The organism is Dyadobacter sp. CY261 (assembly GCF_021440085.1).
GTDB lineage: Bacteria > Bacteroidota > Bacteroidia > Cytophagales > Spirosomataceae > Dyadobacter.
Genome location: NZ_JAKCPW010000001.1, coordinates 204,322 through 230,228, shown reverse-complemented (window position 1 = coordinate 230,228; position 25,907 = coordinate 204,322). Strand labels below are relative to the sequence as shown.

Sequence of the window (25,907 nt, the reverse complement as noted above, 5' to 3'; positions counted from 1 at the left end):
AGGATATATTAATAAAGCAATATACGCTTTGATGTTACTTCTTTACCTGTGTCGGTAACAACAATGTAAAGTCCTGTTGGTAAGGCGGCCAGGTCAATATGTGCCGTTTGCCCGATTATCTGCTCTTTATGAAGCCTTCCAGCCATATCGTAAACCCACACATCGGCATTCGTCACGCGGTTCAGACTTACGATCAGTGTCCGCCCGGCCGCGTAAATCCGATGCTGATCGTTCGGTAATTCTGCCGCAGTAATAATGGAAGCCGCGCGCACGATGGCAATCAAGCTGTAAGGCGAATCCCCACCTGCATTTCTGGCCTTAATGCGGTAAAAGTAGTCTGCATTTTCCAGCTCCGATTTGTCTTCGTATTGCAACACCGAAGCCTGCAATTTCGCGATCTGTACAAATTCCTCCTCGCCTTTTGCCCGTTCGATCATCACTTCGGTCGCATTGCCGGCCAGCTTGGCCCAGCGAAGCTTGATCAGGTCCGGGGCGGTAGGGACGGCAGTTAAGTTAGTAGGCACGTCCGGCACCGGAATGTTCTGCGTTTTAACTGAACTTACATTACTATATGCCGACGCACCCATAGCGTTCACTGCCCGTACCCGGAAATGGTAATCCGTCGCCGGGGTAAGTCCGGTGCTTTCGTAAGTCGTTACGTTGGCCGTCAGGTCGGCAATTTTGAGAAATGTCGTTCCGTTCAGCGAGCGTTCTATTTGGTAGCCGGTTTCATTACTGGCATTATCTGTCCATTTAAGGTCGATTTGTGAAGTCGAAACGGCAGTCGCAGTCAGGTTTGAGGGAGCAACAGGGGCAACCTGCTGCGTGGTAGCATTAGCAATATTCGAATAGGCCGATGCGCCTGATGCATTTTTCGCGCGGGCGCGGTACCAGTATCTGGTGGCAGGTTTCAGGGGTTTGTCCAGGTAAATGACCGTGTTGGCAGGCAAGTCGGCAATACGCGTGAATTTTATCCCGTCGGTGGATTGCTCTACTTCAAAACCAGTCTCGTCTGCCGACGCGTCTGCCCAGGCCAAATTGATCTGGCTGGATGAGAAAGCCACCGCTGTCAGTGTGGCGGGCGCTTTCGGAATGGCAGCCCACAGGCAGCAGGGTGTAGCGAAAACAAGGCAATGGAGTACAACAAACGATAGAAGACGACGGGTAAAGGTACTGTTCATAGATCCTGGACGATAGGGAGGCAAAAATAGAGGTTAAAAGCTTTTATGCCACGCATCACAACCACCCGCGCCGTTTAAACCACACATAAATACCAAATGTAATCACTCCCATGAGGATCATTACGCCGGGGTAACCCCATTTAAGGCGCAGTTCCGGCATAAAATCGAAGTTCATCCCGTAAATACCGACTATAAAAGTAAGCGGCATAAAGAACACCGAAAAAACCGTGAGCACGCGCACGATCTCATTGGTGCGTTGTGAGGAAATCGAGAAATAGACCATGACAAGGTGGTTCATGTTTTCGAATAACGTGTCATAAATATTATGCAGCTTCACATACAGGTCGCGGGTGTCGCGGGTGTAGGTGTTGGAGTGATCCGGCATATCCATTTTCTCGACAATGTCGTGCGAGAGCATCAGAATGCGGCGCGTCACCTCTACCCTTCGCCTCAAATAATATAGCCCTTTGAGAAGCGATGCTTTTCGGTTTTTCAGGAACATGTTCTCTTCGTAATACTCGATGTCCTTGGTCAATTTCAGCGAGGGCGCTTCGTAGGTGGCAATGCAGCTTTTTATAATCTCATTCACAAGATGTACCGTGTTGTCGCAGTCGTGCTGGTCGACCTGGTCTTTTAGGATAGGCTCAGCCTCGTTCCACGGTTGTTTGTGCATGGTGATAACGCTGTCTTTGGTCATAAAAATAGCCAGCTTGTCGGTCAGCTCACCCACGGTGTCTGCCTCCGCCCCCACTGTTTGACAATGCATTCTGAAAATGATGAATACATATTGACCCACAGTCTCATATTTGGGAAGGTGGTCGGGCTGCAGCCAGTCGCTGATGGAAGATTCGTGCAAGGCATATTTCTCTCTGACCTGTTTGAGTTCCTCCTCGTCGGGATCTGTTATATCAATCCATTTAAACGGGTATTGGGAAGAATCTGCAATGGTCTTAATCATGATAAATGGACGGGCTTTACGATGTTAAATAAAAATGTTCTGGTTAATGGAGTGGCTTTTCTGGTTTTGAATCGAGGATAAACCGCAGTGACTGATCTTTGGAAATGAACGCAACCAACCAGTTGTAGGACGTTTTGACCTGGTTGCGGTAACGGATCAGCGAAAACAAATGTACCACCAGCCAGAGAAAGAAAGCGATAAAGCCTTTGAAATGCAAGCCCGGCAAATCGGCCACCGCCTTGTTGATACCGATTATCGCCATTGTACCTTTGTCTTTGTAGCTGAACGGCCTGGGCGATTTACCTTCCAGCCACAACGGCAGGTTGTGTGCGAGATTACGGGCCTGCTGAATGGCCACCTGCGCCAATTGCGGATGCCCGTCAGGGAAACGTTCGTCCGAACTCATGAAACAGATATCGCCGAGGGCAAAAATGTCGTCAAAACCGTTAATTCTGTTGTAATGGTCCACCAGCACTCGCTTACCCTTGCCAAGCACTTCCGGGGGTAACCCGGCCAGTGCGGTAGCAGTCACACCCGACGTCCAAATCAGCGTTTCGGTTTTAATCGTTTTCCCGTTGGCAAATGAAACGATGCCGTTATCATAATCTTTTACAGCATGATCGAGCAGCACCTCAATGCCTAATCCGCGCAACTCGGCCAGCGTTTCATCCTGCGATTTTTTGCTCATCGGGTTCAGCACCACGGGCAGGGCGTCGACGAGGTAAATCTGCACTTCTTCTCTTTTCAATTCGGGGTAATCCTTTTTGAAAATACCTTTATGCATTTCGGCCAGCATTCCTGATACTTCAACGCCCGTGGGGCCTGCGCCTGCCACAACAATGGAAAGGAGCTTCCTCCGAGTCGCCGGGTCGGTTTCCTTCACCGCCAGCTCTTTCAACCGGAGCACATGGTTTCGCAGCGCCAGTGCATCCTGCACGGTTTTCATCGGAACCGCATTTCTGCGGACATTTTCCATACCGAAATAATTGGTTTCGGTGCCGGTGGCGAAAACCAGATAGTCATAGTAAATGTCGCCGCTTTCAGTGGCTATCCTTTTCTCATTTGGAAAAACCTCCTGAAATGCACCGAGGCTGAACCGGAGATTATCCTTATCCTGAAAAAATTTGCGAAAAGGATAGCTGATATTGGAGGCTTCCAGAAAGCCCGTCGCAACCTGGTAGAGCAATGGCGGAAAGAAGTTATAGTTGTTCTTGTCTACCAGCACAATGTGAAATGCTTTATTCCTGGAAAGCTTCTGGGCCAGATTAATGCCCGCGAAGCCTCCCCCTACGATTACTACTTTCTTTTGATTCATAGTGCTTTATGTTTGCAGAAGATCCGGCGACCGGCGATCCGGCGTTCCGGCGCTCCGGCGGTTTGGCGACCGGCGATAATTGCATCGGGTGAATGCATTAATAACCATGCCGAACAATTTCCCAAACCGGAAAAGCACCTTTTGAGGCTATAACACACACCCTGCACTGTGAAATTCTTTACTCATTTGCGCGTCAGACCCCTTATCACGGCCTGATCGCCTGATCTGAACAACTGGCATGTGCTTTGTTGCCATTGCGCGAATCTAAAAACCATTGACATTATGAATTTCGACATCGATACCCGCGGGCAGACGCAAAATGTACGGCCCGGGATAGAAGAAATCATGGATCCGGCACCAGTCGTGATCCGGGAAAATTATCGCGGAAGCGGCAAGTTGCAAGGTAAAACGGCGCTGATTACAGGCGGAGACAGTGGCATTGGCCGATCGGTCGCAGTGCATTTTGCACGCGAAGGTGCGGACGTCGCCATTGTGTACCTGGATGAAAGTCAGGATGCCGCCGACACCAAAGCCATGGTGGAGGCTGAGGGAAAATCATGCCTGCTTATTCAGGGCGATATCCGTGACGAGTCTTTTTGTAAAGAGGCTGTCAGCAAGGTCGTCAACGAATTGGGGAAGTTGAATATCCTTGTTAACAATGCCGCCGAGCAGCATCCCAAAGAGAACGTCGACGAGATATCTTCCAGCCAGCTGAGTGACACTTTTAAGACTAATATCTTCTCATTTTTCTATTTCACACAGGCCGCACTGCCACATCTGAACGAGGGAGACAGCATCATCAATACCACTTCGGTGACTGCTTACCATGGCAGTCCGTCGCTGCTGGATTATTCTTCGACGAAAGGAGCTATTGTCGCCTTCACGCGTTCGCTGGCCGGCAATCTGGCGGAAAAGAGCATCCGGGTAAATGCGGTAGCGCCGGGCCCCATCTGGACGCCGCTCATCCCTTCTACTTTTGATTCGGAGAGGGTGGAAAAGTTTGGTAAAGATACCCCTTTCAAAAGACCGGGACAGCCGTGCGAGGTTGCTACCTGCTACGTTTTTCTGGCAAGCGAAGATGCCTCTTACATGAGCGGACAGGTGCTGCACCCGAATGGCGGGCAAGTTGTGAACGGATAATGGAATGGGGGGCGGAAACATTCCGCCCCCCGCATTTCAACGAAGCCATTTGCGGACAGCGGCTTCCAAGGTGTCTTTTAAAACCGGTTTGGTTAAATAATCATCCATTCCTGCTTCTATACATTTCTCTCGCTCACCAACGACCGTACCGGCGGTCAGTGCGATGATCGGTACATGCGTGCGTGTTTCCGCCTCCCTGATTTCCCGCGTTGCCTCGTAACCATTCATTTCCGGCATTTGTATATCCATAAAAACCAGATCAGGAAGGTTTTGAAGAAATGCGGCGATCGCCTCTTTTCCATTGGCCGCTTCAATCAAATGACTATTCGGCAATATCTTGGAAAGCATCGATTTGACCAGTAGCATATTGATCTTGTGATCCTCGGCAATAAGAATTTTTACCTCGACGGTTTCAGGCATTTGCGTGGGCTGATTTTTCGGAGCAACAGGTAAAATCCGGGATTCCGGCTTTCCGGTTTTTAGCCCGAGATCCGAAAGCGTATGAAACAACTGTCTTATCTTAACTGGCTTCACCAAAAAGTGGCTGATATTCAACTCATTGCCCAGGACACTGAGCGCTTCTTCATCAAATGAATCATTCAATAATATCACGGGTTGCTTCGGCTCGCTGTTCTCCAGTTTCCTAATTTTCCGGATCGTTTCAATCCCGTCCCATCCGGGCATCTGGCAATCAATGAGTAAGACGTCATATTGCTTTCCTGACAGAAGCAGCTCGTAGGCTTCTTCACCGCTCCGGATGTAATCTGCCGCAATACGCTTGTTGCCGAGCATATCTTTCAGAATCTGTCCATTATGGGCATTATCGTCTACGATCAATACTTTCTCGATCTGCTCCACATTCACCCATTCAAACCGGTCTTCACCCTCCACAGCTTTGAACCTGACATCAAAAAAGAAAGTACTACCTATTTCCAGCTCGCTCACCAGTTGAAGCCGGCTGTCCATCAACCCAAGCAGGCTGTTTGAAATAGTTAGTCCGAGGCCGGTCCCGCCGAAACGTTTGGTAGTAGAAGAGTCTTCCTGTGAAAACGCTTCGAAAATGCGGCGCTGATTTTGCGGGTCTATGCCTATGCCCGTGTCGCGGACCGAAAAGCGGAACGTATAATCCAGCCCGCTTACCTTATTCAGCAGTTCGATCTTTAATTCAATTTCTCCCTTGATCGTGAATTTCACCGCATTACTCAGCAGGTTCACAAGGATTTGCCGTAGCCGCACCGAATCGCACCAAACAACCTTTGGAATGTCGGCGGGGATATTCAGCAGCATTTCTAAATATTTTTGCTGTGCCTGGTAGGTGACCATATCGGCAACCTGGCTGCAAATTTCCAGCAGATCGGTCTTTTCCGGAGTAAGTTCAAGCTTTCCGGCCTCGATTTTGGAGAAATCCAGAATGTCATTGATGATGTCCATCAGCGAATTAGCCGATTGGAAAACCATGGACATATATTGCTGCTGGGTTTCATCGAGGTTGGTTTTCATCAGCAAATCGGTAAAACCAACCACGCCATTCAGCGGCGTCCGGATTTCATGGCTCATATTAGCAAGAAACTCCGATTTCAGCTTGCTGGCTGCCTCTGCATGTTCGCGGGCTTCGAGTAAATCTAGTTCCGCTCGCTTCCGGATCGTAATGTCGCGGATTACCGCCTGAATAATCTGGGTATCGTTGATCTTGATCAGGTTTAGCAGCACTTCTGCAATAAAAGACTCCTTCGATTCACCGAACCGCCTGTATTTCCATTCGAAACTGTGGGTTCCTTTTTCATAAACCTCCTTCACATGCCGGTTCACATCGCCCTTCGATTCTTCCATATTCAACTCATTGAGCCCCGACAGCTCGCCCATCGGCATTTCCAGCAGCATTTCCACCGAGTCGATCCCAAACATTTTCAGTGCGGCTCCGTTACAATCCAGGTATCCGGTATGGTCAAACAAGATCACCGCGTCGCTCGTTGAGTCATAGAGACTACGAAATTTCGCCTCCGAGTTCATAATGTCCACCTCAGCCTGCTTTCGGTGCGTAATGTCCTGAAATGCGCCGTAAAGCCGCACGCATACGCCATCGACTATTTCTGCATTTCCGATGGTCCTGACCCACAATTCTTTGCCTTTTGCAGTTACCAGTTGCAGTTCATTATCCCAGGGCGTACCATGAGCGAGCCCCTCCGCCAGGACCTGTGTGATCATCTCCCTGTCAGCGCCTTCTTTGTAAAAGTTGATGGCTGTTTCTGTTTCAGGAACATAGTCCGGGTCCACTTCGTGGATTTCCTTAGTCGTTGACGACCAGTAAAGCTGCCCCGTGCGCGTATACAATTCCCATCCGCCTACCCTGGCCACACTGTTGGTCTGCTCCTGAATATCTTTAATACGCCTGAGTTCCTGGTCGGCCTCTTTGCGGGCAGTGATATCTCTTTCGACGGCTATGAAATGGGTACAATTGCCGTAATCGTCAAATACCGGCGTGATCCTGAGATCGACCCAATAACTTTTGCCTGTTTTAGTGTAACAGAGAACTTCTTCCCGTACCATCTTTTTCTCCTTGCAGTGCAATAAGATCCGGTCGAGCGTGTCGCGATCAGTCTCCGGCCCACTGATCAGCTGAACGGGAGCCTTTCCTTTTACTTCTTTTCTATTGTAGCCTGTATGTATTTCATAAGCCTTGTTAACCCAGGTTATGTCGCCCTTGCTATCGGTAATTACGATGTAGTCGGTCGTGTTTGATGCCACGATCGCCAGTTCTTTCAGCCGTTCGCGGGAGTTGCGAAGCTCGGTGATGTCGTGACTGGTGAGGATAATCTCCCTACTAACCGGATCTATATTCGCAGAAGTGTTGCTCCACGACCAGGAACCGTCCGCGTGCTTGATCCTGTGCTCCACGCCGCCTGGCACAGCTACACCTGTTTCGGTGGTAATGCGCAAGGCTTCGAAGCAAACGTGGAAGTCGTCCGGATGGATAAATTCGGTGAAAGACCTGCCAACTGTTTCTTCCACCGAATGCCCGTACATAGAGGTCCAGCTGGGGGACACATATGTAAAAATCCCTCCCGCCGAAATGGTGAACAAGACGTCCTGCATATTGGAGACCAACACGGAAAGGTCCTCTTGCACTTTGAGCTGCTGGGTAATGTCGTAGCCGATGCAAAAAATTTCAGTAACCACGCCGTATTCATCGGCAATGCCTGTGAATTCCCATTGGGTCGTTTTGACGCCGTTGCGCGACGAGTACTTTCGCAGCACAACAGGGTTGGGGGTTCCGGGGTTAACAAAGCATTGCTCTCCAACTTGCAGACATTTCGCTATATCTTCGGGCACCACACCGGCAAGCGACGACCTGCCGATGATTTCGTCTCTGTCCAACCCATAAAACTCGCAGAAATGGTCATTTACATATTTGTAATTCCCTTCCAGATCGATGCCTGTTACGTAAAAAGCATTGCTATGCAGAAAGGACTTGTAGAGTTCGGTATTGGTGATCATTCATTTTTGGAAAACTTACAATAGGAAACGTCAGCAGTGGATTCCATCCATCCGTACAATATAGTCCTTATTCCAGTGAATCGGGACGTGTAAAGGAATACCTGAGCTAATTTTATAATTTTCTAAAACAAATTCTACATTTATCCAATTCACTTTCCCTTTTTTAAAAGATGGCCCTTTTTTCGTAAAATTGAAAAAATCACCCTTCTTGCCAACCGATCCCAAACTCACCATTTTTATGAAAAATCGAATTTTGGCGTTGGCGTTAATCGGTTCGCTGATCTACGCCGATGCCGTGGCACAAACCACCAGCTTGGTGCTATTGAAAAATGCGACTGTAATCGACGGCACTGGAGCAGCACCGAAAAAAAATACTGACATTCTGATCGCCGGCGGGCAGATTTCCGCTATTCAAAAGGATATAAAGGCCAGCGGCGCCCGCGAAATCGATTTGACCGGAAAGACCGTCATGCCATCGCTCATTTGTGCGCATGCGCACGTTGGCACGCTAAAAGGAACCACGTCCTCCGCCGACAACTACACCCGTGACAACCTGCTCCGGCATCTTAAAAAATATGAAGATTACGGCGTAAGCGCGATATTGTCCATGGGTACGGACCGTCCGCTCATTTTCAACGGCCTTATCGACTCTACCCAGAATGGATTACTGCCAGGTGCCATGTTGTATTCGGCAGGATATGGTTTTAATACCCCCGACCCGAATCCGGGCTCGTGGATGAATCTGCTGTTGCGGCCTGATTCACCCGAAGAAGTGCCTGCAATGATGGAGAAACTGGCGATTGTAAAACCGACCGTTGTGAAAATCTGGGTAGACGACCACGGCGGAAATGCGCAGAAAATGAAGCCGGAAATTTACCAGGCGATCATCCGTGAGGCGCATAAACATAACATTCGGATAGCAGCACACCTTTTCTACGTCGAGGATGCCCGTAAACTGACCGAAGCCGGTATTGACGTCATCGCCCATAGTATCCGTGACAAGGAAGTGGACGAAGACCTTTTGACCAAAATGAAGGAGAAAAATGTGACCTATATTCCGACGTTATCGCTCGATGAATACCAATTCGTTTACGCTGGCAATCCTGACTGGATCAACGACGCATTCTTTAAAGCTTCGCTGGAACCAGGCGTTTTTGAAATGATTACCAATAAAGCCTACGGTGAAAAGATTAAAAACTCTCCGGATTATCAGCGCAATATATCCGCATTTAAAACTGCGATGATCAATCTGAAAAAAATCTACGACGCGGGCATTAGGGTCGCGCTAGGTACCGATTCCGGCGCATTCCCCGTCCGCACGCAAGGCTTCACCGAGCATCTGGAAATGGAACTGATGGTGAAAGCAGGCCTCACACCCGCCCAGGCCATCACCATCAGCACCCGCAATGCCGCCGAAGCGTTGCGCATCGCCAGTGAAAAAGGTACCTTAGAACAAGGCAAGAAGGCCGACCTGCTAATTCTCACCGCCAACCCTATGGACGACATCAAGAACACGCGGAAGATCGAATCTGTTTGGAAAGAAGGGAAAGAAGTCAGTAAAGGGCCAATAGCGAAGTAAAATGGAAAACCCGTCACCAGATAAACCGCAATATTTTTGGGATATCCACGCATTACTACTGCATTTCGACCTGGCTACCATGTTGGGATGTTACCAAACGAATTATCCAGCCAGTGATCCTTGCCAGGTGGTTCGCTACCTTGTTTATTTTGCCGACGCCGACCCACAGCCAGAGCCGATCGATTTACTAAAAATCACCTGGCCGAAGTCAAAGCGAGTTTGCGCTACCATATGAGAAGTTATACCAACAGCATCCTATGAACATCAGCCAACCCCAAACATACTTCTTCAAAGACGACGGCAGTATTCCAAATAACAAATTTCCGCTGCTTGTGTACCACGATGCATTTCAGGTGACTGGTCGGGAAGGTGCCGAGTGGCTGGAAAAGCGGTTTGCGGAGAATAGCTGGACAAATTCCTGGCGCAATGGCGTGTTTTCGTACCACCATTACCATAGCATCACTCATGAGGTACTGGGCGTTTATGCTGGTAATGCAGTGCTGCATATGGGTGGCGAGCATGGGGAAAAGCTCCAAGTCGTTGCGGGAGATGTGCTGGTGATACCGGCCGGCGTAGGGCATAGGAAGCTTGAAGCCTCGTCAGACTTTGCAGTAGTAGGCGCTTATCCGGACGGACGTGACTACGATATTTTGCGGGGCGAACCAGGCGATCGTCCGCGGGCACTGGAAAATATCAGCAAGGTTCCCATCCCCCGTCTTGACCCGATTTGGGGTGCGGATAAGGGATTATCCGAAATATGGAAGTAGTTTTAATGCCCAAAATCACTCCTGATCATGAAAATTATATTTAAAAAACTCGATCATATCATGCTTTGCATTCCGCCAGGGGCCGAACAACAGGCCCGGGATTTCTACGGCGGAGTGTTGGGACTCGAAGAGTTGACCGATCTCGGTTACCCCCTGCCGAACGGAGCGATCTGGTTTCAAATGGGCGATATCCAATTGCATATCAGGGCAGAAGATGTGCACGACCTCTCGCAGCGGCACCCCGCATTTGAAGTGGCAGATCTGGAAGCGGCGCGGGCTGTGTTGGAACAGCATGGGATTCCTCTGAGAAACGACAGCAAGATCCCTGATCGCAACCGCTTTTCGTTCCGCGATCCGTTTGGCAACCGGATCGAGCTGATTGAAATGATTGCATAAAAAAGCGGCGGCAGCACCCGATGGCACCTGTTTCCTGCAAACCGATAAACCAATTCCCTCTTCCCGCCTACGCTACCATATCCGTTGTTCGGGTAGTAATCCTCACCACTACCCGAACAACGGTCGTCAGCTCATCAGCTTCCCAGGACAGGTGGAAAAGCCGACATATTTAGTTAACGAAAGCCGAAATGGCCAAAATTGGAAAAAGTAATCCTAAATTTGTAGTCAGTTTCGACGCAGACGACGTTCACTTGATGTTAAAATTTGTTTACAGGTTTTTAATTGCTATTGTCATTCTTGCGGGGATAACCGAGGTGGTATTGAGGGTAAAATATGGCTTTTGTAATTCACCGCTCTACGTATCAGACCCCGATTTTGAATATATATATGCGCCCAACCAGGACGTTAAACGGTTCGGGCAGGTGCTCCGTACCAATAGCTTTTCGATGCGAAACGACGAAATACAACCCACCGACAGCCTTGTGATATTGCTGATCGGTGACTCGGTTGTGAACGGTGGTAGCCTAACCGATCAGGACAGCATCGCATCGACATTGCTGGAAAAGCGCTTTTTGAAATCTTTCAACAAGCGGGTGCGCGTTTTGAACATCTCAGCAGGGTCATGGGGACCCGACAATATCGCCGCTTACCTTAAAAAATATGGAACATTCAAAGCCAAGCTGATCTGCCTTGTTACGAGCAGCCACGATGCGTTTGACATCATGTCGCCCCAAAGTCCGGTCGGAGTCGATCCGGGATGGCCTAATAAGCAATATAAAGTGGCCCTTTATGAACTGTGGGACCGTTACCGCTGGATTTTCTTCTATTACTTAGATACGCTATTCCTCTCACCCGAACCGCAGAAAAAGGAAGACAAAATCGCGATTGTCAAGCCGGATGTGACAGACAGCGCGCACGTGGCCACGGATGCGAAGGCTGTGGAAGATACCGTTGAAGCCCAAAGGCTTAATAATGCCGGCATCCGCAAGCCCGGACTGATCTTCAACCCGGGTTACGAGCAAATCTACGAGATCGCAAAAGCGGGCAATATTCCGATGTTCATTTACCTGCACCCTGAAATCTCCGAGATCGACCTGGGACATTTCAACGATCAGGGCCAGCAGATCATCGCATTTGCCAAAGAAAAGGATATCAGGCTTATCAACGAGTTCCAGTTCGGCGTTTCCAAAACGAATTACCGGAAAATGGATGTCGTCCACTTCAACAGCCGCGGGCAGGAATTTCTTGCCAATAACCTTTACCCATTGTTCCTGGAATACCTTAACCTTCATCAATGATGCGTGTATTGATTGTCCACAACCAATTATGGGCGCATTACAAATCGAAACTGTTCAGTGAGATCGATCGGGCCATCAGACAGGCAAACCCCGCCGACGAGCTGCTGGTAGCGCAGATCGGTTTGTATGAGGCAAGCAGGAAAGTGATGCAAGCCGATGACACAATCGTTTACAAATATCCTTATCGATTACTCTTCGAGCGCAGCCTCGATCAGATAACCTTCGGAGAAAGAAGAGAGGCCTTGTTCCGGATATTTAACGAATACCGTCCCGACGTGCTCAATATCACCGGCTATTTCGATTGGGCACAACTGTTACTGATGTTTTATGCGCGCCGGAAAGGCATTCCCGTTGTGATTTCTTCCGAATCTTCCTCTGCGGATAATAATCGGTCGGCATGGAAGGAGCGGATCAAAAAGATGATTATTAACCGTGCCAATGCCTTTTTCTGTTTTGGCATAACTTCGGCGGAATATTTGGAAAGCCTGGGCGTCGCCAAAAGCGCGATCAGGGTCAGAAATGCTGCGGTGATCGACGAGCAAGTGATCAGGCAGCGGTTTGATGAAGCAAAAAATGCATTGTCGGCGGATGCGATTGACAACCCCCTTACCCGTAAATTTGTATACGTCGGGCGGCTGGCACCAGAAAAGAATTTACCGACCCTGATACGCGCATTCGCCAATGTGGTTAAATATTCAGGGTCAAATTGGGAACTTCTTATCGTCGGCGACGGTCCGGAGCGTTCCGCTCTTGAAAGGCTTACCGCCGAGCAAGGAATTACCGATCGGGTCATTTTTGCGGGTGGTTTTCCATGGTATCAGGTACCCGTCTGGCTCGCCAAAAGTGATGTGCTCGTACTACCCAGCCAATCGGAGCCGTGGGGATTAGTGGTGAATGAAGCAATGGTTTGCGGAATGCCCGTGATTGTTTCAAAAACCTGTGGCTGCGCAGCCGATCTTGTACGCGACGGTCTCAATGGTTTTACATTCGATCACAGCCAACAGGCCGACCTGGAAAAGCACCTCGGCTTTTTTATCCAGAATCCCGACCAGATAATCGGAATGGGAATAGAATCTTTGAAATTAGTCGCACCTTTTGCCTCCGGACCCGTAGCCATACAAATGGCCGACAACTACCGAAGTCTGGCTGCCGCGGCCCGGCCATCTGGAAAGGGGCATAACACAACTATACACTGAACGAAAGCATGCGAATACTGAATATTTGTGCATATACATGGGCAATTGGAGGCCCGGCCCGCATTATTTACGACCACACGACGGAAGTCGTAAAGCAAGGCCACCAGGTCGACATTCTGAGCCCGATGACGCCAGGCGAAAAAATGTATCCTGTACCCGAAGGTGCGCGCCTGATCGAGGTGGCGCGTACAACGCCACTGAGCAACTTCTATCGGGAGTTTTCCATTGATTTGTACAAATACTTAAAAAAACACATCCACGAGTACGACGTGGTGCATATGCATGGCATCTGGCATTTCGGTAGTCTGGCGCCGTTCCTGATCCCTTCCAAGGCCGTAAAGGTCATCACAATCCACGGTTTGCTCGACAAATGGGCAGTGGCGCATAGCAAATGGAAAAAAGACCTGGTGACGTTCTTGTACCAAAAAAAGCTTCTCGGCCAGGCCGACCTGATCCAGATCAACAATACTGACGAGGAAGAGGATGTAATCCGTTACCTGGGTTATCGTCCCAAAAACATGGTAATCGTACCGAACGGCATGAAACTCGACGAGTACACCCGTGCGCATTTGCCTGCAAAAGGAACATTCAGGGCCAGGTACGGCATTTCGCCTGACCAGCAAATGGTGCTTTTCATGGCGAGGCTTAATATCAAAAAGGGACTCGACCTCCTTTTACCCGCATTCCAAAAAGTACACGAGCAAATACCTGACGCCCAGCTGATCCTTGCTGGCCCGGACGATGGCTATCAGGCCGAAACGGAACAATTCATCCGCAAGCACAACCTCGAAAGGCGTGTAAAACTGGTAGGAATGCTTACCGACACCATTAAAAAAGAAGCGCTAGCCGACGCCGACCTCTTTGTATCGCCCTCCTACTCGGAAGGGTTTTCGATCGCAGTACTCGAAGCCATGACCTCCGGTGTACCCGCTCTCGTCTCCGACCGCGTGGGCTTTGGCGACTACATCGCACGCTACGACGCGGCATTCCTCACGCCGCTCTCGAGCGACGGAGTTGCGGAAGGTCTTCTTAAAATATTACAAGACAAGAACTACGCCGAAGGCATCGCAAATCGAGCCCACAAGATGGTAACCGAAAACTTTGACATCAGGGTGGTCGCCAATCAGTTATTGGAAGAATACAAGAAGGTTCAAAAAAAGTAATTACATTTGCGGCGCAAGTAACCGCTAACCGGTGCCTGGCAACGTTCGTTCGACGAACGACGCCGGGTTCTGTTTTCAAGCCAGTATGATCGATCTATCCGTCATCATTTTAACACACAACGAATCCAAGCACATCGGCCGATGCATTCAAAGCCTTTTGCAGGTTACGGATAAAATTTTCATCGTAGACTCCTTCTCAACCGACGACACGGTTGCCATCGCCGAAAGCCTGGGCGCCACAGTAGTACAAAATCCCTGGATTTCATATGCATTCCAGTTCAATTTCGGCATTCGCAACAACCCATTCCAGACGAAATGGCTCATGCGGATAGACGCCGATGAATACATTTCAAGTGATCTTGCCGCCGAACTGAATAGCACGCTCGGCCAGGTACCCGAGACGGTTTCCGGGCTGTATGTTAAGAGACGGGTTCTGTTCATGGAAAAATGGATCCGCCGGGGAGACTACTATCCGATCTGGCTGCTACGTTTCTGGCGACGTGGGTTGGGGATTTGCGAAGAGCTCTGGATGGATGAGCATATCAAGCTCAGTAGCGGCACAACGGCACAGTTGCAGCACGATATCGTCGATCATAACCTTAACAATCTCACCTGGTGGACACAAAAGCATAACAATTATGCAATCCGGGAGGTCATTGACCTGTTGAACATTAAATATAATTTTGATAATAAAGAGACAGTAGTACCTAGTTTATGGGGAAGCCAGGAACAGCGGACGCGTTACCTGAAAATCAAATATGCCAATCTTCCCCTCTTTACAAGGCCATTTATCTATTTCACATTCAGGTACTTCATTAAACTTGGATTTTTGGATGGAACAAAGGGATTGATCTGGCACGTTCTGCAAGGGTTTTGGTACCGGTTTCTGGTGGACGCAAAGATATATGAAGTGTATCACCGGGTAGGCAGGGACAAGCAAGCGATTATATCACATTTCAGGACAGAATATGGAAAAGACCTCAGGAGCCCAAACCAATCTGTCCGCCTATAACAACGACTGGTATCAGCCGGGCAGTTATACAAAGCAGGCGATTTGGTACGTGCTGAACCGCCTGTTCATTTACACACATATACCTTACCCGTCCGCATTCAAGGTCGCGCTCCTTCGGGTGTTTGGAGCTAAAATCGGCCGGGGCGTTGTGATCAAACCCAAAGTGAATATCAAATACCCCTGGTTCCTGCATATCGGTAACCATGTATGGATTGGCGAGGAGGTGTGGATCGACAACCTCACTTTGGTGACAGTTGAATCAAACGCCTGTTTATCACAAGGAGCGATGCTGCTGACGGGTAATCATAATTATCGAAAAAGTGCTTTTGACCTAATTGTCAAGCCTATAACGCTCGGGCCGGGTTCCTGGATCGGTGCAAAGGCTACGGTTTGTCCGGGTGTACAAGTAGGGTCGCACGCATTACTGACAGTGGGCTCGGTAGCGACAAGTCATTTGGAAGCTTACGGGATTTACCAGGGAAATCCTGCGAAATTTATCAAAACAAGAACTATAACCAGTTGAAAGTAAGTATTCTCACGGTAGTTTATAATGGTGCGGCGACGATTCGTCATTGCATCGAATCCGTGCTTGGGCAGGATTATCCGAACGTTGAATACATCGTTGTGGACGGCAACTCCAAGGACGGTACGCAGGAAATCGTGCGATCCTATGGCAACAAAATCACCCATTTTGTAAGCGAAAGGGATGGTGGAATTTACGATGCCATGAACAAAGGCATACAATTGGCAACCGGTGAAGTCATTGGAATACTGAATGCGGATGATTTTTACGCCTATCCGTCGGTTATCAGCGATGTAGCCGGGGAGCTGGCTTCCAGCGATTTCGACGCTTCTTATGGAGATCTTGAATATGTTGATGCGAACGATGCAACGATTGTAAGGAGAAGATGGGTCTCAGGTGCATATAAGATCGGTGCATTTCTGAACGGTTGGATGCCGCCTCACCCAACTTTTTTTGTCAAAAGGAAGGTTTACAATGCACATGGTGACTTTCGTCTCGATCTGGGAAGCGCAGCGGACTATGAGTTGATGCTCCGCTTTGTGCATCGGGAGAACATCAAGCTGGCGTATGTCCCGAAAGTCCTTGTAAAAATGCGGGCAGGCGGAGTCAGCAACAGTACGTTTAAGAACCGGATCGCCGCTAACCGCAACGACCGGCTGGCGTGGAAGATCAACAATCTGGAACCGAGGTTCTATACATTGTGGTTGAAACCTCTGAGAAAAATTATACAATTTATCTAAGCACGCGAAGTGACCTTGAGTGCCTTAAACCACAGAGTAAATATTTTGATATTCAGCTATTTGCATATTTCAATTATTGGTTTATATTTCGACATTTGATTCAGGTTTTTTCATATCCCCTCAACGCACTTCACTAATTTGACAGACACTATGGAATTACAATTACCCCTGCAAATACTAACGGAAGGGAACGTGAACACCCTCGTCCATCATGACATCTATCAGTGCCTTCTTTCATTTTTAATCGGTTGTTTCTTATCCATCATTTCAATACCAATTATCATTAACCTTTCGAATTTGCTGCACCTGACTGCAAAACCAGGGTTTAGAAGTTCACACGAAACGGAAACACCAACTTTGGGCGGAATAGCCATATTCGCAGCCACTTTGATAGCCTACTTCCTGTGGCCACACTCGGAAAACATCCTTGATTCCAATTTGATCAGCCTGGCAATGACGGGCGTCATTATCCTGTTTTTTCTTGGGATCAAGGACGATATCCTCGCGGTAGATCCCACCAAAAAGCTTATTATCCAGATTTTCGCCTCATTGATCCTCGTGGCAATGGGCAATTTCAAAGTAGATAACTTCTATGGCATATTTGGCATTCACGGCGTTTCGGATTTTATCAGCATTCCTTTGACAGTCTTTATATTCATCGCGATCATCAATGCGATCAACCTCATTGACGGTATCGATGGTCTTGCTGGTGGCATCAGTTTGATCGCAGGCCTTGGTTTTGGTATCTGGTTCATCGCTAATGACCATTTCTCTTTCGGCTGTCTGGCATTCGCCATGTCGGGTTCGTTGCTGGGTTTCCTGCGTTTCAACTTCTCGAAAACCAGTAAGATCTTCATGGGTGACACCGGCTCGCTGATCGTTGGCTACCTGCTGTCGATTTTCTCGGTCGAGTTCCTTTCGCTCAACGTGGGTTATCTGCACGATCCGAATGCTTATTTCAATGCGCCTATTATCGTGATGGTGCTACTGATTGTCCCGATATTCGACACGCTCAGGGTTTTCATCGTACGTATTTTCAAAGGCGGCTCCCCCTTTGTGGCCGACCGTAACCACATGCACCATATCCTGATCGACAATGGCCTCAACCACTTCTGGGCGTCATTCACACTCTGGATGGTGACGATCGTCAATACCGCCCTGTTCTTCACTTTCCACGGCGACATTACCAACACCGCGTCGCTCTATGTTTACATTGGAATGTTCGGAGCTTACATGATCTTTGCCTATTTTCTCAAGAAACGCATTGCCACGGTAAAGGCTCGGAAAAAATTGGTCAAAAGCCCGTCATTCAGCGACGACGACCTTTCTACATTCCAATAACGACCTTGTGTAGCAGCCCTAAAACGCGCATGAAATTCTTGCGAATACCTTCCTGAATATTCATTGCCGTCTGACGAATGTTTGTACCTTGCACGAAACATCGTCCATTTAGGTATGAACAAAAAGATCAGAAAAGAAGACGCGCTATACTACCATTCTAAGGGTAGGCCAGGAAAAATAGAGGTAATCCCCACCAAAGAAACGAGTACCCAACGCGACCTTTCGCTTGCCTATTCGCCCGGCGTAGCGGAGCCTTGTCTTGAAATCGCCGAGAACGTAGAAAATGCTTATCTATACACTGCCAAGGGCAATCTGGTAGCGGTTATCAGCAATGGTACCGCAGTACTGGGCCTGGGCGATATCGGCCCCGAAGCTTCCAAACCCGTGATGGAAGGCAAAGGGTTACTGTTCAAAATTTATGCGGATATCGACGTTTTTGACATAGAACTCAATACCAAGGATGTCGATGAATTTGTGAGGACCGTCAAAATCCTCGAACCTACCTTCGGCGGCGTCAATCTTGAAGACATTAAAGCCCCCGAATGCTTTGAAATAGAGTCACGGCTAAAGCAAGAGCTGAACATCCCCGTTATGCACGATGACCAGCACGGTACGGCGATCATCAGCGCGGCGGCGATGCTTAATGCATTGAAGTTGGTAAACAAGGATATTGAAGACATTCGTGTTGTGGTTTCCGGCGCCGGCGCATCCGCTGTTTCGTGTACCAAGCTTTATCTCTCTCTGGGTGCCAATCCGGAGAATATTGCCATGTTCGATACCAAAGGCCACATCCATAATGGCCGGACCGACCTGAGCGATATGAAAAAGCAGTTTGCTACGGACAAGGCTTACGAATCGCTCGAAGAAGCAATGGTGGGCGCCGATCTTTTCCTCGGTCTTTCAACAGCCGATATCGTCTCCAAGGAAATGGTCAAATCCATGGCCAAAGATCCGATCGTGCTCGCGATGGCAAATCCAAACCCGGAAATCCCTTATCCTGACGCTGTTGAAGCGCGGGAAGACGTGATCATGGCTACCGGCCGCTCCGACTATCCTAATCAGGTAAACAATGTCCTTGGCTTCCCGTACATATTCAGGGGTGCGCTGGATGTGCGTGCGACGGAGATCAATGAGGAAATGAAACTCGCGGCCGTGCATGCATTGGCCGACCTGGCTACCAAGCCCGTGCCCGATATCGTGAACCTGGCTTACAATGAAACGAATATCGTTTTTGGTAAAAATTATATTATTCCGAAACCGGTAGACCCACGCCTGCTGACAACCGTCGCTCCCGCCGTGGCGAAGGCCGCCATCGAAACCGGTGTCGCCCGCAAGGTAATTACCGATTGGGATGCCTACGAACAGGAACTGTCAAGCCGTTTGGGCCGCAATGAGCAAATCTCCCGCGTGATCCTCAATAAAGCGAAGCTTTTGCCTAAAAAAGTCGTTTTTGCCGATGCTGAGAACATTCAGGTACTCCGAGCGGCACAACAAGTACGCGACGAAGGCATTGCCACACCGATCCTTTTGGGCAATAAGGAAACCATACTGCATCTGATCCATGAAAGCAAGCTCGACCTGGCCGACGTATCGATTATCGATCCGCGGGCGGAAGAAAGCGAACCGATGATCGAGAAATATGCAGCCAAATTGTACGACAAACGCAAGAGAAAAGGCCTTACACCGATCGAAGCGCGCCGTTCGATGTATTTCAAAAGCTATTTTGGCTCGATGATGGTCGAAAACGGAGAAGCGGATGCATTCATTTCCGGTTTGACAAGGACCTATCCCGATACCATTCGCCCGGCATTGCACGTGATAGGTAAGCAGGAAGGCGTCAACAAGGTGGCGGGTATGTACATTCTGCTCACGCCAAAAGGTCCGCTGTTCTTTTCCGATACGACTGTGAATCTGGATCCGACGGTCGACGACATCGTAGAAATCACCGAACTGACCGCTAAGGCTGTGGAACAATTCAATATTCAGCCGCGCATTGCCCTGGTAACATATGCCAACTACGGCAGCGCCAAAGGTGCGGACGCCGAGAAAATGCGAGATGCGACCGCCATCCTGAAAAAACGAAATCCGTCGATGATCGTGGAAGGCGAATTGCAGGCGCACCTTGCATTCAATACCACATTATTGAAAGAAAACCATCCATTCAGCGACCTCGTGGATGGCGGTGCGAATACATTGATTTTCCCGAACCTTTCGGCCAGCAATATTGCATACAACCTGCTGAAAGAAGCGGCCGAACTCGAAACCATCGGGCCAATCCTGTTAGGGCTAAAAAAACCGGTACACGTGCTGCAACTAGGTAGCTCCGTGCGGGAGATTGTGAATATGGTAGCCATTGCTGTTGTGGAAGCGCAAATGAAAGGCAAATAGTATTCTTGATGTTATTTCAAATGAAAATAGCCCGGAATCCTCCCGGGCTATTTTCATTTGAAGCAATTCATTACTTATGGTTTCAACTTCACAAACGAAGGATCGTAAAGTTTGGAATGGATCTGTTTCAGTTTCGCCTCAGGGAATTTGATCACTTTCCGGTCGTAAGTCATCAAACCATTGGTCTCCACTTCTACATCGGTTGTTTGCGTGTAAACCGCCGCAGAAAGTCCTTTTCTGATCAAAGGCTCGAAGCGGTTAACGAACGTTTCGTACCGGTTATAGAGTTCTTCCTGATTTTTAAAACTTTGGTAACCCCAGTTATCCTTTTGCTGCCAGACATGCTGATCAACAGGTAACCCCAACCCGCCGAATTCACCCAAAACAATGATTTGCTTTTGTCCAAACAGATCAGGGCGAGGCATGACCGGCGCTGGGTAATTGTGCAAATCGATAATATGGCCTACCGGTTCGAAGTTGCCGCCGCTGGCGCTGTTCACCAGTCGTGAGGGATCGTACTGCATCGTCCAATTGGTTATTTCGGCGGTTTTGAACTGGCCCCAGGCCTCGTTGAATGGCACCCAAACTACGATTGAAGGAAAGAAACGGTTAGCGTCCATGATGGCCTTCCATTCCGTTTTGTAAATGTTTTCGGATTCGGGCGTACGCGCTTTGTCGGTTTCGTTGCCGGTAATTCCCGGCCGCATTTCCCAATTGTTACCGAGGTCTCCGCTTGGCATATCCTGCCACACCAGCATACCCAGCTCGTCGCAATAGCGGTACCATCTGGCTGGCTCCACTTTCACGTGCTTGCGGATCATGTTGAAGCCCATTTCCTTGGTTTTCAGGATATCAAACTTCAATGCCTCGTCGGTGGGCGCGGTGTAGAGGCCATCGGGCCACCAGCCTTGGTCGAGCGGGCCATATTGGAAAAGGAATTTGTTGTTCAACGTCATGCGCTGGATGCCATTTTCATCCACCTGCACGCCGATCTTACGCATGGCCGAATAGCTTTTCACCTCGTCGACAACTTTCCCGTTGCGGATAAGAGCAACCGTCAGATCGTACAGGAATGGTGTGTCAGGTGACCAGAGTTTCGCATTGCTGATCGTCAAAGTTGCAGGCTGGTTTGGAGCAACTTCCTGCTCTCCAACCTTTGTGGTTCCATCCCAGGCTGTGATTCTAACCTTGTCGGTTGAACCCGCTGCTGCTACTTCTGCATTGACGGTCAATGTCTGCTTGTCAATATCTGCTACCGGGATAACGTTGACAATGTGGCTGGTAGCAACTGTTTCGAGCCAAACCGTCTGCCAGATGCCGGTTACCGGTGTATACCAGATACCATGCGGATTTTTGATTTGCTTCCCGCGCGGCTGTGGGCCGTCGCTGCTCGGATCCCAGACTTTTACAGTGACTTCCTGCTGCTTTTTCTTGACGAGCAGTTCGGTAATATCAAATGAAAACGGATCATAGCCCCCCTGGTGGCTTCCCGCAGGTTTGCCATTGACAAAAACTTCGCATTTCCAGTCGACAGCCCCGAAATGGATTAGCACACGCTGGTCTTTTAATTTCGGAGCGAAGTCGATCAGGCGTTGGTACCATAAAATGCTATCCTTACCCACCGTTCTTCGCACGCCCGACAATGCCGACTCGATTGCGAACGGGACCAATATTTTGCCATCAAATGCCGCTGGTTTGACATCTCCCGCGCTTTGAGGCACAACGGCGTAGTTCCAAAGACCATTGATATTCTGCCAGTTCTGGCGAACCATTTGCGGACGGGGATATTCAGGATGTGCGTTTTGCGCAACCACTTTCTCTGCCCATGGCGTTATGATCTTGCCTTGCACATACTTCCATTCAGCGGATTGCTGCGCAAAAGCCGGATCATACAGGCTACCCAGGAGAACGCCCAGGCTAAGCACTACTTTCTTCATCAGATGTTTCGGTTTTTTGATTAAATTTTGAGTCAGAACTATCAAAAGTAGCATTAGAATAGGCTATACTGAATAAATAACGTCCTTTTCCCGCCAGCTGCACCAAAACCAGCCGAATATCCACCGAATAGGGATGAAGGTTTTTAGTTGCTAGATTTGAAATATTCACTCAAATTACTGTTTCATGAAAAGACTTTCCCTGACGCTGCTGATCGCTTTATGCTGCTTTCCAGCATTTGCCCAGGATTTCTCCGACAAAATCACACTCGTAATACACGGGGGTGCAGGCACAATCACGCGCGCTAACATGAGCCCGGAGCGCGAAAAGGCGTACCGCGAGGCATTGAACACCGCACTGGAAAAAGGCTACCAGGTGCTCAAAAAAGGCGGAACGAGCGTACAAGCCGTTGAAGCGGCGATCCATGTAATGGAGGATTCGCCCTTATTCAATGCGGGCAAGGGCGCTGTGTTTACCCACGAAGGTAAAAACGAAATGGACGCCGCAATCATGGAAGGCAAAACGATGAAGGCCGGAGCGGTGGCGGGCGTGACGACCATTAAAAATCCGATTACCGCTGCCATAGCGGTAATGGACCAGTCTGCTCACGTGATGATGGCCGGAAAAGGTGCGGAGCAGTTCGCTAAAGAGAAAGGCCTGGAAATTGTTGATCCATCTTATTTCTACACCGAAGCACGGTATAAGGCATTGCAGCGCGCCATAGAACAGGAGAAGACTGAGCTGGATCACAACGGGAAAGTGGAGAATGGAGAGAAGGGAGAAAAGGAGATGAAGAAGGGACCTAAAACGGGACTTCGTTCTGGGGAGGATCTGATTTTTACGGAGGGCAAAAAATTTGGGACTGTTGGTTGTGTGGCGCTGGACAAGTTCGGCAACCTTGCAGCCGGGACATCCACCGGCGGCATGACGAACAAACGCTACGGCCGTATCGGCGATGCCCCGATTATCGGGCCGGAACTTATGCCAACAATGCGACCTGCGCGGTTTCTGCAACTGGGCATGGCGAGTATTTCATCCGTTCCGTGGTAGCCCACGATATCTCCGCATTGATGGAATACAAAGGCGTGAACCTGAACGATGCCGCGAATGAAGTGGTGATGAAAAAGCTCGTCGAAAGAGGTGGTGAGGGCGGCATAATCGCCGTTGACCGGAACGGCAATATCGCTATGCCGTTCAATAGCGAAGGTATGTATCGCGGCTACATCAAAAGCGACGGAAAACGCGAGATACTGATATATAAGGACTAAACAGGCGCAGCGCTGAGCATTGGATTTGCCGCGGCATTTTTTGCATTTGTTTTGAAAAGAAGCCATACAAAATCGAAGCGTTTGCACGTTTTGAACTTATAGTTTGTAACCTCACGGCTTCTTTTCCTCCATATGAAATCAGTTTACGGCATTCTCTTACTGATCCTGCTTTCTGCGTACGCACAGGCGACGCATCTGCGAGGCGGGGAAATCCTGGCCAGCCACATTTCAGTCCAGAGCTACAACATCAAAGTCAAATTGTACCTTGACACCCAAAACGGTGAGGCAGCGGCCAACGTGCTGAGTTCGGTGACGATTTGTATGGGAGATGGAAGCGTCAAAGACGCATCAAGAATATCATTGACACCCCTTACAAAAAATGTATCGGTCGCGGAATATCAGACCAGTCACACTTACCCTGCTTACGGCATTTACCAGATATCGACCGCACTTGAAAACCGCAGCGGGCAAATCCTGAATCTGCCAGATGCGGAACATACTTCGCAGTTTCTCTGGACTGTGATCGATACCCAGCTTTCCAATTCAACACCCGTCCTTCCGCCGCTCGAATTTGAAGCCGGTGCCCGTCAGGTGTTCTCCATCGATCTCAAACCGGCCGTTACGGACAACGACAGCATTACCGTAAGGGTAGCACGGATTAGTAAGCCCTCACCCGGCACTTGCGGTGTGAGAATGCTCGATCACTCCTACCTTTTCCCGAACGAAATCAGCGCAAAAGGAACTTTCAAAGTGGATGCGGCTCAGAAAAAGCTTGTCTGGACTGCACCTGAGGTTTTGGGTAATTACCTTATTGCAATGGTCGTAAATGAATGGCGCGATGGCCTCAGGATTTCGGAAAGTTACCGAGAAGGAATGGTTACTGTGATCGACAAACCGGGTGAAACGGTTGAAATACCACCATATGAATCTTCCGAATACGGCGGTGCAATCACCTCCACACCGAATGTGTCATCGTCCGAAATTTCAATGGCTATCCAGGCCTACCCGGTACCGACGGAGAATTTTGTGACAGTGAAGGCATACAGCAAGCAGCGAGCGATTATTCGGCTTGAATTGATCGATATGAATGGCCGCATACTAGGTAAAATTGCCAGTAAGGCACCGGAAATTGCTATACAGGAAGAATTTGATATGCGCAACCTCGTTCCAGGCGTTTATCTCATCCGCGCAAGCAATGATAAGGACTCTGTAACGCAGAAAGTATTGCGATAACCCAGGGCATTTCAATTACCGATCTGCCCGCCCTTTGGTTCAACGCCCAACGACGTGATCTTGTCCTGAAACAAGCGGCTTTTCAATAGCATTTCCTTGATCATTGATGCATGCGAGAAGGTAATCATGTGGCCCGCATTGTAAAGAAAAATGTATTGAGCACGTTTGCTCTTGATGTGTTTTTTGGCAAAATCGATATTCGTCGGATCGGCGATCCAGTCGTTGCCTCCCTGTATGACGGTAGTCGGGATATTGATTTTTTCCCAGACCGGCAGTAGTTTACGCAGTTCCGCGGCGTGGCTGTATTTTTCAGCAGTTGCAACATTGAATGCTTTTGGCAGGAACAACTGTACAAAGCTCATTCTGCCCCATTTCGAAAACCAGAAAAACCGCTCAGTTTCCGGGTCGATCACCGGCGATACCATAATGAGTTCCTTAACTTGCTCCGGTGCCATAGAAGCCAGCTTAGCCGCGATTGGCGCGCCGTACGAGCGCCCGAGCACGATCACTTTCTGATCGCTCTTGTTGAGTGAGAAAACGGGGAGAAGCGCATTAGCTTGTGTTTCGATCGAGGTTACGTAACGCCTCTTTTTGAGCCTCGATTTCCCATAGCCCACCCTGTCAACCGACACAATATGGAAATGCTTTTGCAGATCCTCATCGTCCATCAAATTCATATATCCCCACAGCGAACCTGGCGCACCATGGATAAGAAGTAGCATAGGAAGCGTGTCGGGCCCAATGCTTGCCACGGAAAGCGAAAGTGTGTCGTTACTGATGAAAACTTCCCTCGGTTTGACCCTTTTATCCGCATAATGCCGCCGCACATCCTTCGCTGAAATAATGTACCGGGAAAAACAGGAACTCAGCGAAGCGGACACAAAAAGCAGCAGGATAACCGAACGAAGCAATTTAAAACTTAACATACGCCATGAAAAATCTACCTTATTTTCTAAATTCACAGGATATTCCAATATAC

The 25,907-nt window shown here is 49.0% G+C and carries 20 protein-coding genes and 1 pseudogene; 14 read left to right on the top strand and 7 right to left on the bottom strand.

The window, feature by feature from the left end; genetic code table 11:
* Positions 1-8 precede the first annotated feature (8 nt).
* Genes LZD49_RS00990 through LZD49_RS00980 form a run of 3 tightly spaced genes read right to left on the bottom strand, consistent with a single transcriptional unit; the run spans position 9 to position 3,454 of the window.
* Positions 9-1,181 carry a fibronectin type III domain-containing protein gene (locus LZD49_RS00990; RefSeq protein ID WP_234665441.1) on the bottom strand — a complete coding sequence of 391 codons (1,173 nt, stop codon included), beginning with the start codon at positions 1,179-1,181 and terminating at the stop codon, positions 9-11.
* A gap of 55 nt (positions 1,182-1,236) precedes the next feature.
* Positions 1,237-2,139: a CorA family divalent cation transporter gene (locus tag LZD49_RS00985; protein ID WP_234665440.1), complete on the bottom strand. Its 903-nt coding sequence runs from the start codon at positions 2,137-2,139 to the stop codon at positions 1,237-1,239.
* Positions 2,140-2,182: 43 nt separating this feature from the next.
* Positions 2,183-3,454, bottom strand: a complete 1,272-nt coding sequence (locus LZD49_RS00980) for an NAD(P)/FAD-dependent oxidoreductase (protein WP_234665439.1) — start codon at positions 3,452-3,454, stop codon at positions 2,183-2,185.
* 282 nt (positions 3,455-3,736) lie between these two features.
* Here LZD49_RS00980 and LZD49_RS00975 point away from each other — a divergent pair, with 282 nt between their 5' ends.
* On the top strand, positions 3,737-4,594 hold the full coding sequence (locus LZD49_RS00975; RefSeq protein WP_234665438.1) for an SDR family oxidoreductase: 858 nt from the start codon (positions 3,737-3,739) through the stop codon (positions 4,592-4,594).
* A gap of 36 nt (positions 4,595-4,630) precedes the next feature.
* On the opposite strand, the gene LZD49_RS00970 is transcribed toward LZD49_RS00975, so the two are convergent.
* Positions 4,631-8,089, bottom strand: a complete 3,459-nt coding sequence (locus LZD49_RS00970; RefSeq protein WP_234665437.1) for a PAS domain S-box protein — start codon at positions 8,087-8,089, stop codon at positions 4,631-4,633.
* A gap of 238 nt (positions 8,090-8,327) precedes the next feature.
* Between LZD49_RS00970 and LZD49_RS00965 the strand changes: the two genes are divergently transcribed.
* The 11 genes from LZD49_RS00965 to LZD49_RS00915 all read left to right on the top strand — a co-directional run bounded on the left by LZD49_RS00965 (position 8,328) and on the right by LZD49_RS00915 (position 20,492).
* Complete coding sequence (locus LZD49_RS00965) at positions 8,328-9,668, top strand: amidohydrolase family protein (RefSeq protein WP_234665436.1); 1,341 nt, start codon at positions 8,328-8,330, stop codon at positions 9,666-9,668.
* Positions 9,669-9,925: 257 nt separating this feature from the next.
* Positions 9,926-10,435: a cupin gene (locus LZD49_RS00960; protein ID WP_234665435.1), complete on the top strand. Its 510-nt coding sequence runs from the start codon at positions 9,926-9,928 to the stop codon at positions 10,433-10,435.
* Between the two features lie 27 nt (positions 10,436-10,462).
* Entirely contained in the window at positions 10,463-10,831 is a 369-nt protein-coding gene (locus LZD49_RS00955; protein WP_234665434.1) for a VOC family protein, read from the top strand.
* Positions 10,832-11,019: 188 nt separating this feature from the next.
* Entirely contained in the window at positions 11,020-12,129 is a 1,110-nt protein-coding gene (locus LZD49_RS00950; protein WP_234665433.1) for a hypothetical protein, read from the top strand.
* Complete coding sequence (locus LZD49_RS00945) at positions 12,126-13,325, top strand: glycosyltransferase (protein ID WP_234665432.1); 1,200 nt, start codon at positions 12,126-12,128, stop codon at positions 13,323-13,325. Before LZD49_RS00950 ends, LZD49_RS00945 begins: the two co-directional genes overlap by 4 nt.
* 8 nt (positions 13,326-13,333) lie before the next feature.
* Entirely contained in the window at positions 13,334-14,488 is a 1,155-nt protein-coding gene (locus tag LZD49_RS00940; protein ID WP_234665431.1) for a glycosyltransferase, read from the top strand.
* Positions 14,489-14,573: 85 nt separating this feature from the next.
* Positions 14,574-15,500: a glycosyltransferase family 2 protein gene (locus LZD49_RS00935; protein ID WP_234665430.1), complete on the top strand. Its 927-nt coding sequence runs from the start codon at positions 14,574-14,576 to the stop codon at positions 15,498-15,500.
* On the top strand, positions 15,457-16,023 hold the full coding sequence (locus LZD49_RS00930; protein ID WP_234665429.1) for a WcaF family extracellular polysaccharide biosynthesis acetyltransferase: 567 nt from the start codon (positions 15,457-15,459) through the stop codon (positions 16,021-16,023). Before LZD49_RS00935 ends, LZD49_RS00930 begins: the two co-directional genes overlap by 44 nt.
* Entirely contained in the window at positions 16,020-16,763 is a 744-nt protein-coding gene (locus tag LZD49_RS00925) for a glycosyltransferase family 2 protein (protein WP_234665428.1), read from the top strand. Before LZD49_RS00930 ends, LZD49_RS00925 begins: the two co-directional genes overlap by 4 nt.
* Positions 16,764-17,060: 297 nt before the next feature.
* Positions 17,061-18,104, top strand: coding sequence for an MraY family glycosyltransferase (locus LZD49_RS00920; protein ID WP_234665427.1), 1,044 nt, complete (start codon positions 17,061-17,063; stop codon positions 18,102-18,104).
* 114 nt (positions 18,105-18,218) lie between these two features.
* On the top strand, positions 18,219-20,492 hold the full coding sequence (locus tag LZD49_RS00915) for an NADP-dependent malic enzyme (protein ID WP_234665426.1): 2,274 nt from the start codon (positions 18,219-18,221) through the stop codon (positions 20,490-20,492).
* A 74-nt stretch (positions 20,493-20,566) separates the two neighbouring features.
* Here the strand turns inward: LZD49_RS00915 and LZD49_RS00910 are convergent, their stop codons facing one another.
* Both LZD49_RS00910 and LZD49_RS00905 read right to left on the bottom strand, forming a co-directional pair.
* Positions 20,567-22,429 carry a glycoside hydrolase family 2 protein gene (locus tag LZD49_RS00910; protein ID WP_234665425.1) on the bottom strand — a complete coding sequence of 621 codons (1,863 nt, stop codon included), beginning with the start codon at positions 22,427-22,429 and terminating at the stop codon, positions 20,567-20,569.
* Entirely contained in the window at positions 22,410-22,598 is a 189-nt protein-coding gene (locus LZD49_RS00905; protein ID WP_234665424.1) for a hypothetical protein, read from the bottom strand. The genes LZD49_RS00910 and LZD49_RS00905 overlap by 20 nt, the downstream gene beginning before the upstream one ends.
* A gap of 15 nt (positions 22,599-22,613) precedes the next feature.
* On the opposite strand from LZD49_RS00905, the pseudogene LZD49_RS00900 reads away from it, so the two are divergent.
* Both LZD49_RS00900 and LZD49_RS00895 read left to right on the top strand, forming a co-directional pair.
* Positions 22,614-23,695 (top strand): annotated as a pseudogene (locus tag LZD49_RS00900) (isoaspartyl peptidase/L-asparaginase family protein).
* 132 nt (positions 23,696-23,827) lie between these two features.
* Positions 23,828-24,928: a T9SS type A sorting domain-containing protein gene (locus LZD49_RS00895; protein WP_234665423.1), complete on the top strand. Its 1,101-nt coding sequence runs from the start codon at positions 23,828-23,830 to the stop codon at positions 24,926-24,928.
* A gap of 11 nt (positions 24,929-24,939) precedes the next feature.
* Here LZD49_RS00895 and LZD49_RS00890 read toward each other — a convergent pair whose 3' ends face one another.
* Positions 24,940-25,854, bottom strand: coding sequence for an alpha/beta fold hydrolase (locus LZD49_RS00890; RefSeq protein ID WP_234665422.1), 915 nt, complete (start codon positions 25,852-25,854; stop codon positions 24,940-24,942).
* Positions 25,855-25,907 lie beyond the last annotated feature (53 nt).

Excerpts from the sequence above, each read along its gene's own strand:
- LZD49_RS00990 (WP_234665441.1), bottom strand. The coding sequence starts at position 1,181 with ATGAACAGTACCTTTACCCGTCGTCTTCTATCGTTTGTTGTACTCCAT.
- LZD49_RS00985 (WP_234665440.1), bottom strand. The coding sequence starts at position 2,139 with ATGATTAAGACCATTGCAGATTCTTCCCAATACCCGTTTAAATGGATT.
- LZD49_RS00980 (WP_234665439.1), bottom strand. The coding sequence starts at position 3,454 with ATGAATCAAAAGAAAGTAGTAATCGTAGGGGGAGGCTTCGCGGGCATT.
- LZD49_RS00975 (WP_234665438.1), top strand. The coding sequence starts at position 3,737 with ATGAATTTCGACATCGATACCCGCGGGCAGACGCAAAATGTACGGCCC.
- LZD49_RS00970 (WP_234665437.1), bottom strand. The coding sequence starts at position 8,089 with ATGATCACCAATACCGAACTCTACAAGTCCTTTCTGCATAGCAATGCT.
- LZD49_RS00965 (WP_234665436.1), top strand. The coding sequence starts at position 8,328 with ATGAAAAATCGAATTTTGGCGTTGGCGTTAATCGGTTCGCTGATCTAC.
- LZD49_RS00960 (WP_234665435.1), top strand. The coding sequence starts at position 9,926 with ATGAACATCAGCCAACCCCAAACATACTTCTTCAAAGACGACGGCAGT.
- LZD49_RS00955 (WP_234665434.1), top strand. The coding sequence starts at position 10,463 with ATGAAAATTATATTTAAAAAACTCGATCATATCATGCTTTGCATTCCG.
- LZD49_RS00950 (WP_234665433.1), top strand. The coding sequence starts at position 11,020 with ATGGCCAAAATTGGAAAAAGTAATCCTAAATTTGTAGTCAGTTTCGAC.
- LZD49_RS00945 (WP_234665432.1), top strand. The coding sequence starts at position 12,126 with ATGATGCGTGTATTGATTGTCCACAACCAATTATGGGCGCATTACAAA.
- LZD49_RS00940 (WP_234665431.1), top strand. The coding sequence starts at position 13,334 with ATGCGAATACTGAATATTTGTGCATATACATGGGCAATTGGAGGCCCG.
- LZD49_RS00935 (WP_234665430.1), top strand. The coding sequence starts at position 14,574 with ATGATCGATCTATCCGTCATCATTTTAACACACAACGAATCCAAGCAC.
- LZD49_RS00930 (WP_234665429.1), top strand. The coding sequence starts at position 15,457 with ATGGAAAAGACCTCAGGAGCCCAAACCAATCTGTCCGCCTATAACAAC.
- LZD49_RS00915 (WP_234665426.1), top strand. The coding sequence starts at position 18,219 with ATGAACAAAAAGATCAGAAAAGAAGACGCGCTATACTACCATTCTAAG.
- LZD49_RS00910 (WP_234665425.1), bottom strand. The coding sequence starts at position 22,429 with ATGAAGAAAGTAGTGCTTAGCCTGGGCGTTCTCCTGGGTAGCCTGTAT.
- LZD49_RS00895 (WP_234665423.1), top strand. The coding sequence starts at position 23,828 with ATGAAATCAGTTTACGGCATTCTCTTACTGATCCTGCTTTCTGCGTAC.
- LZD49_RS00890 (WP_234665422.1), bottom strand. The coding sequence starts at position 25,854 with ATGTTAAGTTTTAAATTGCTTCGTTCGGTTATCCTGCTGCTTTTTGTG.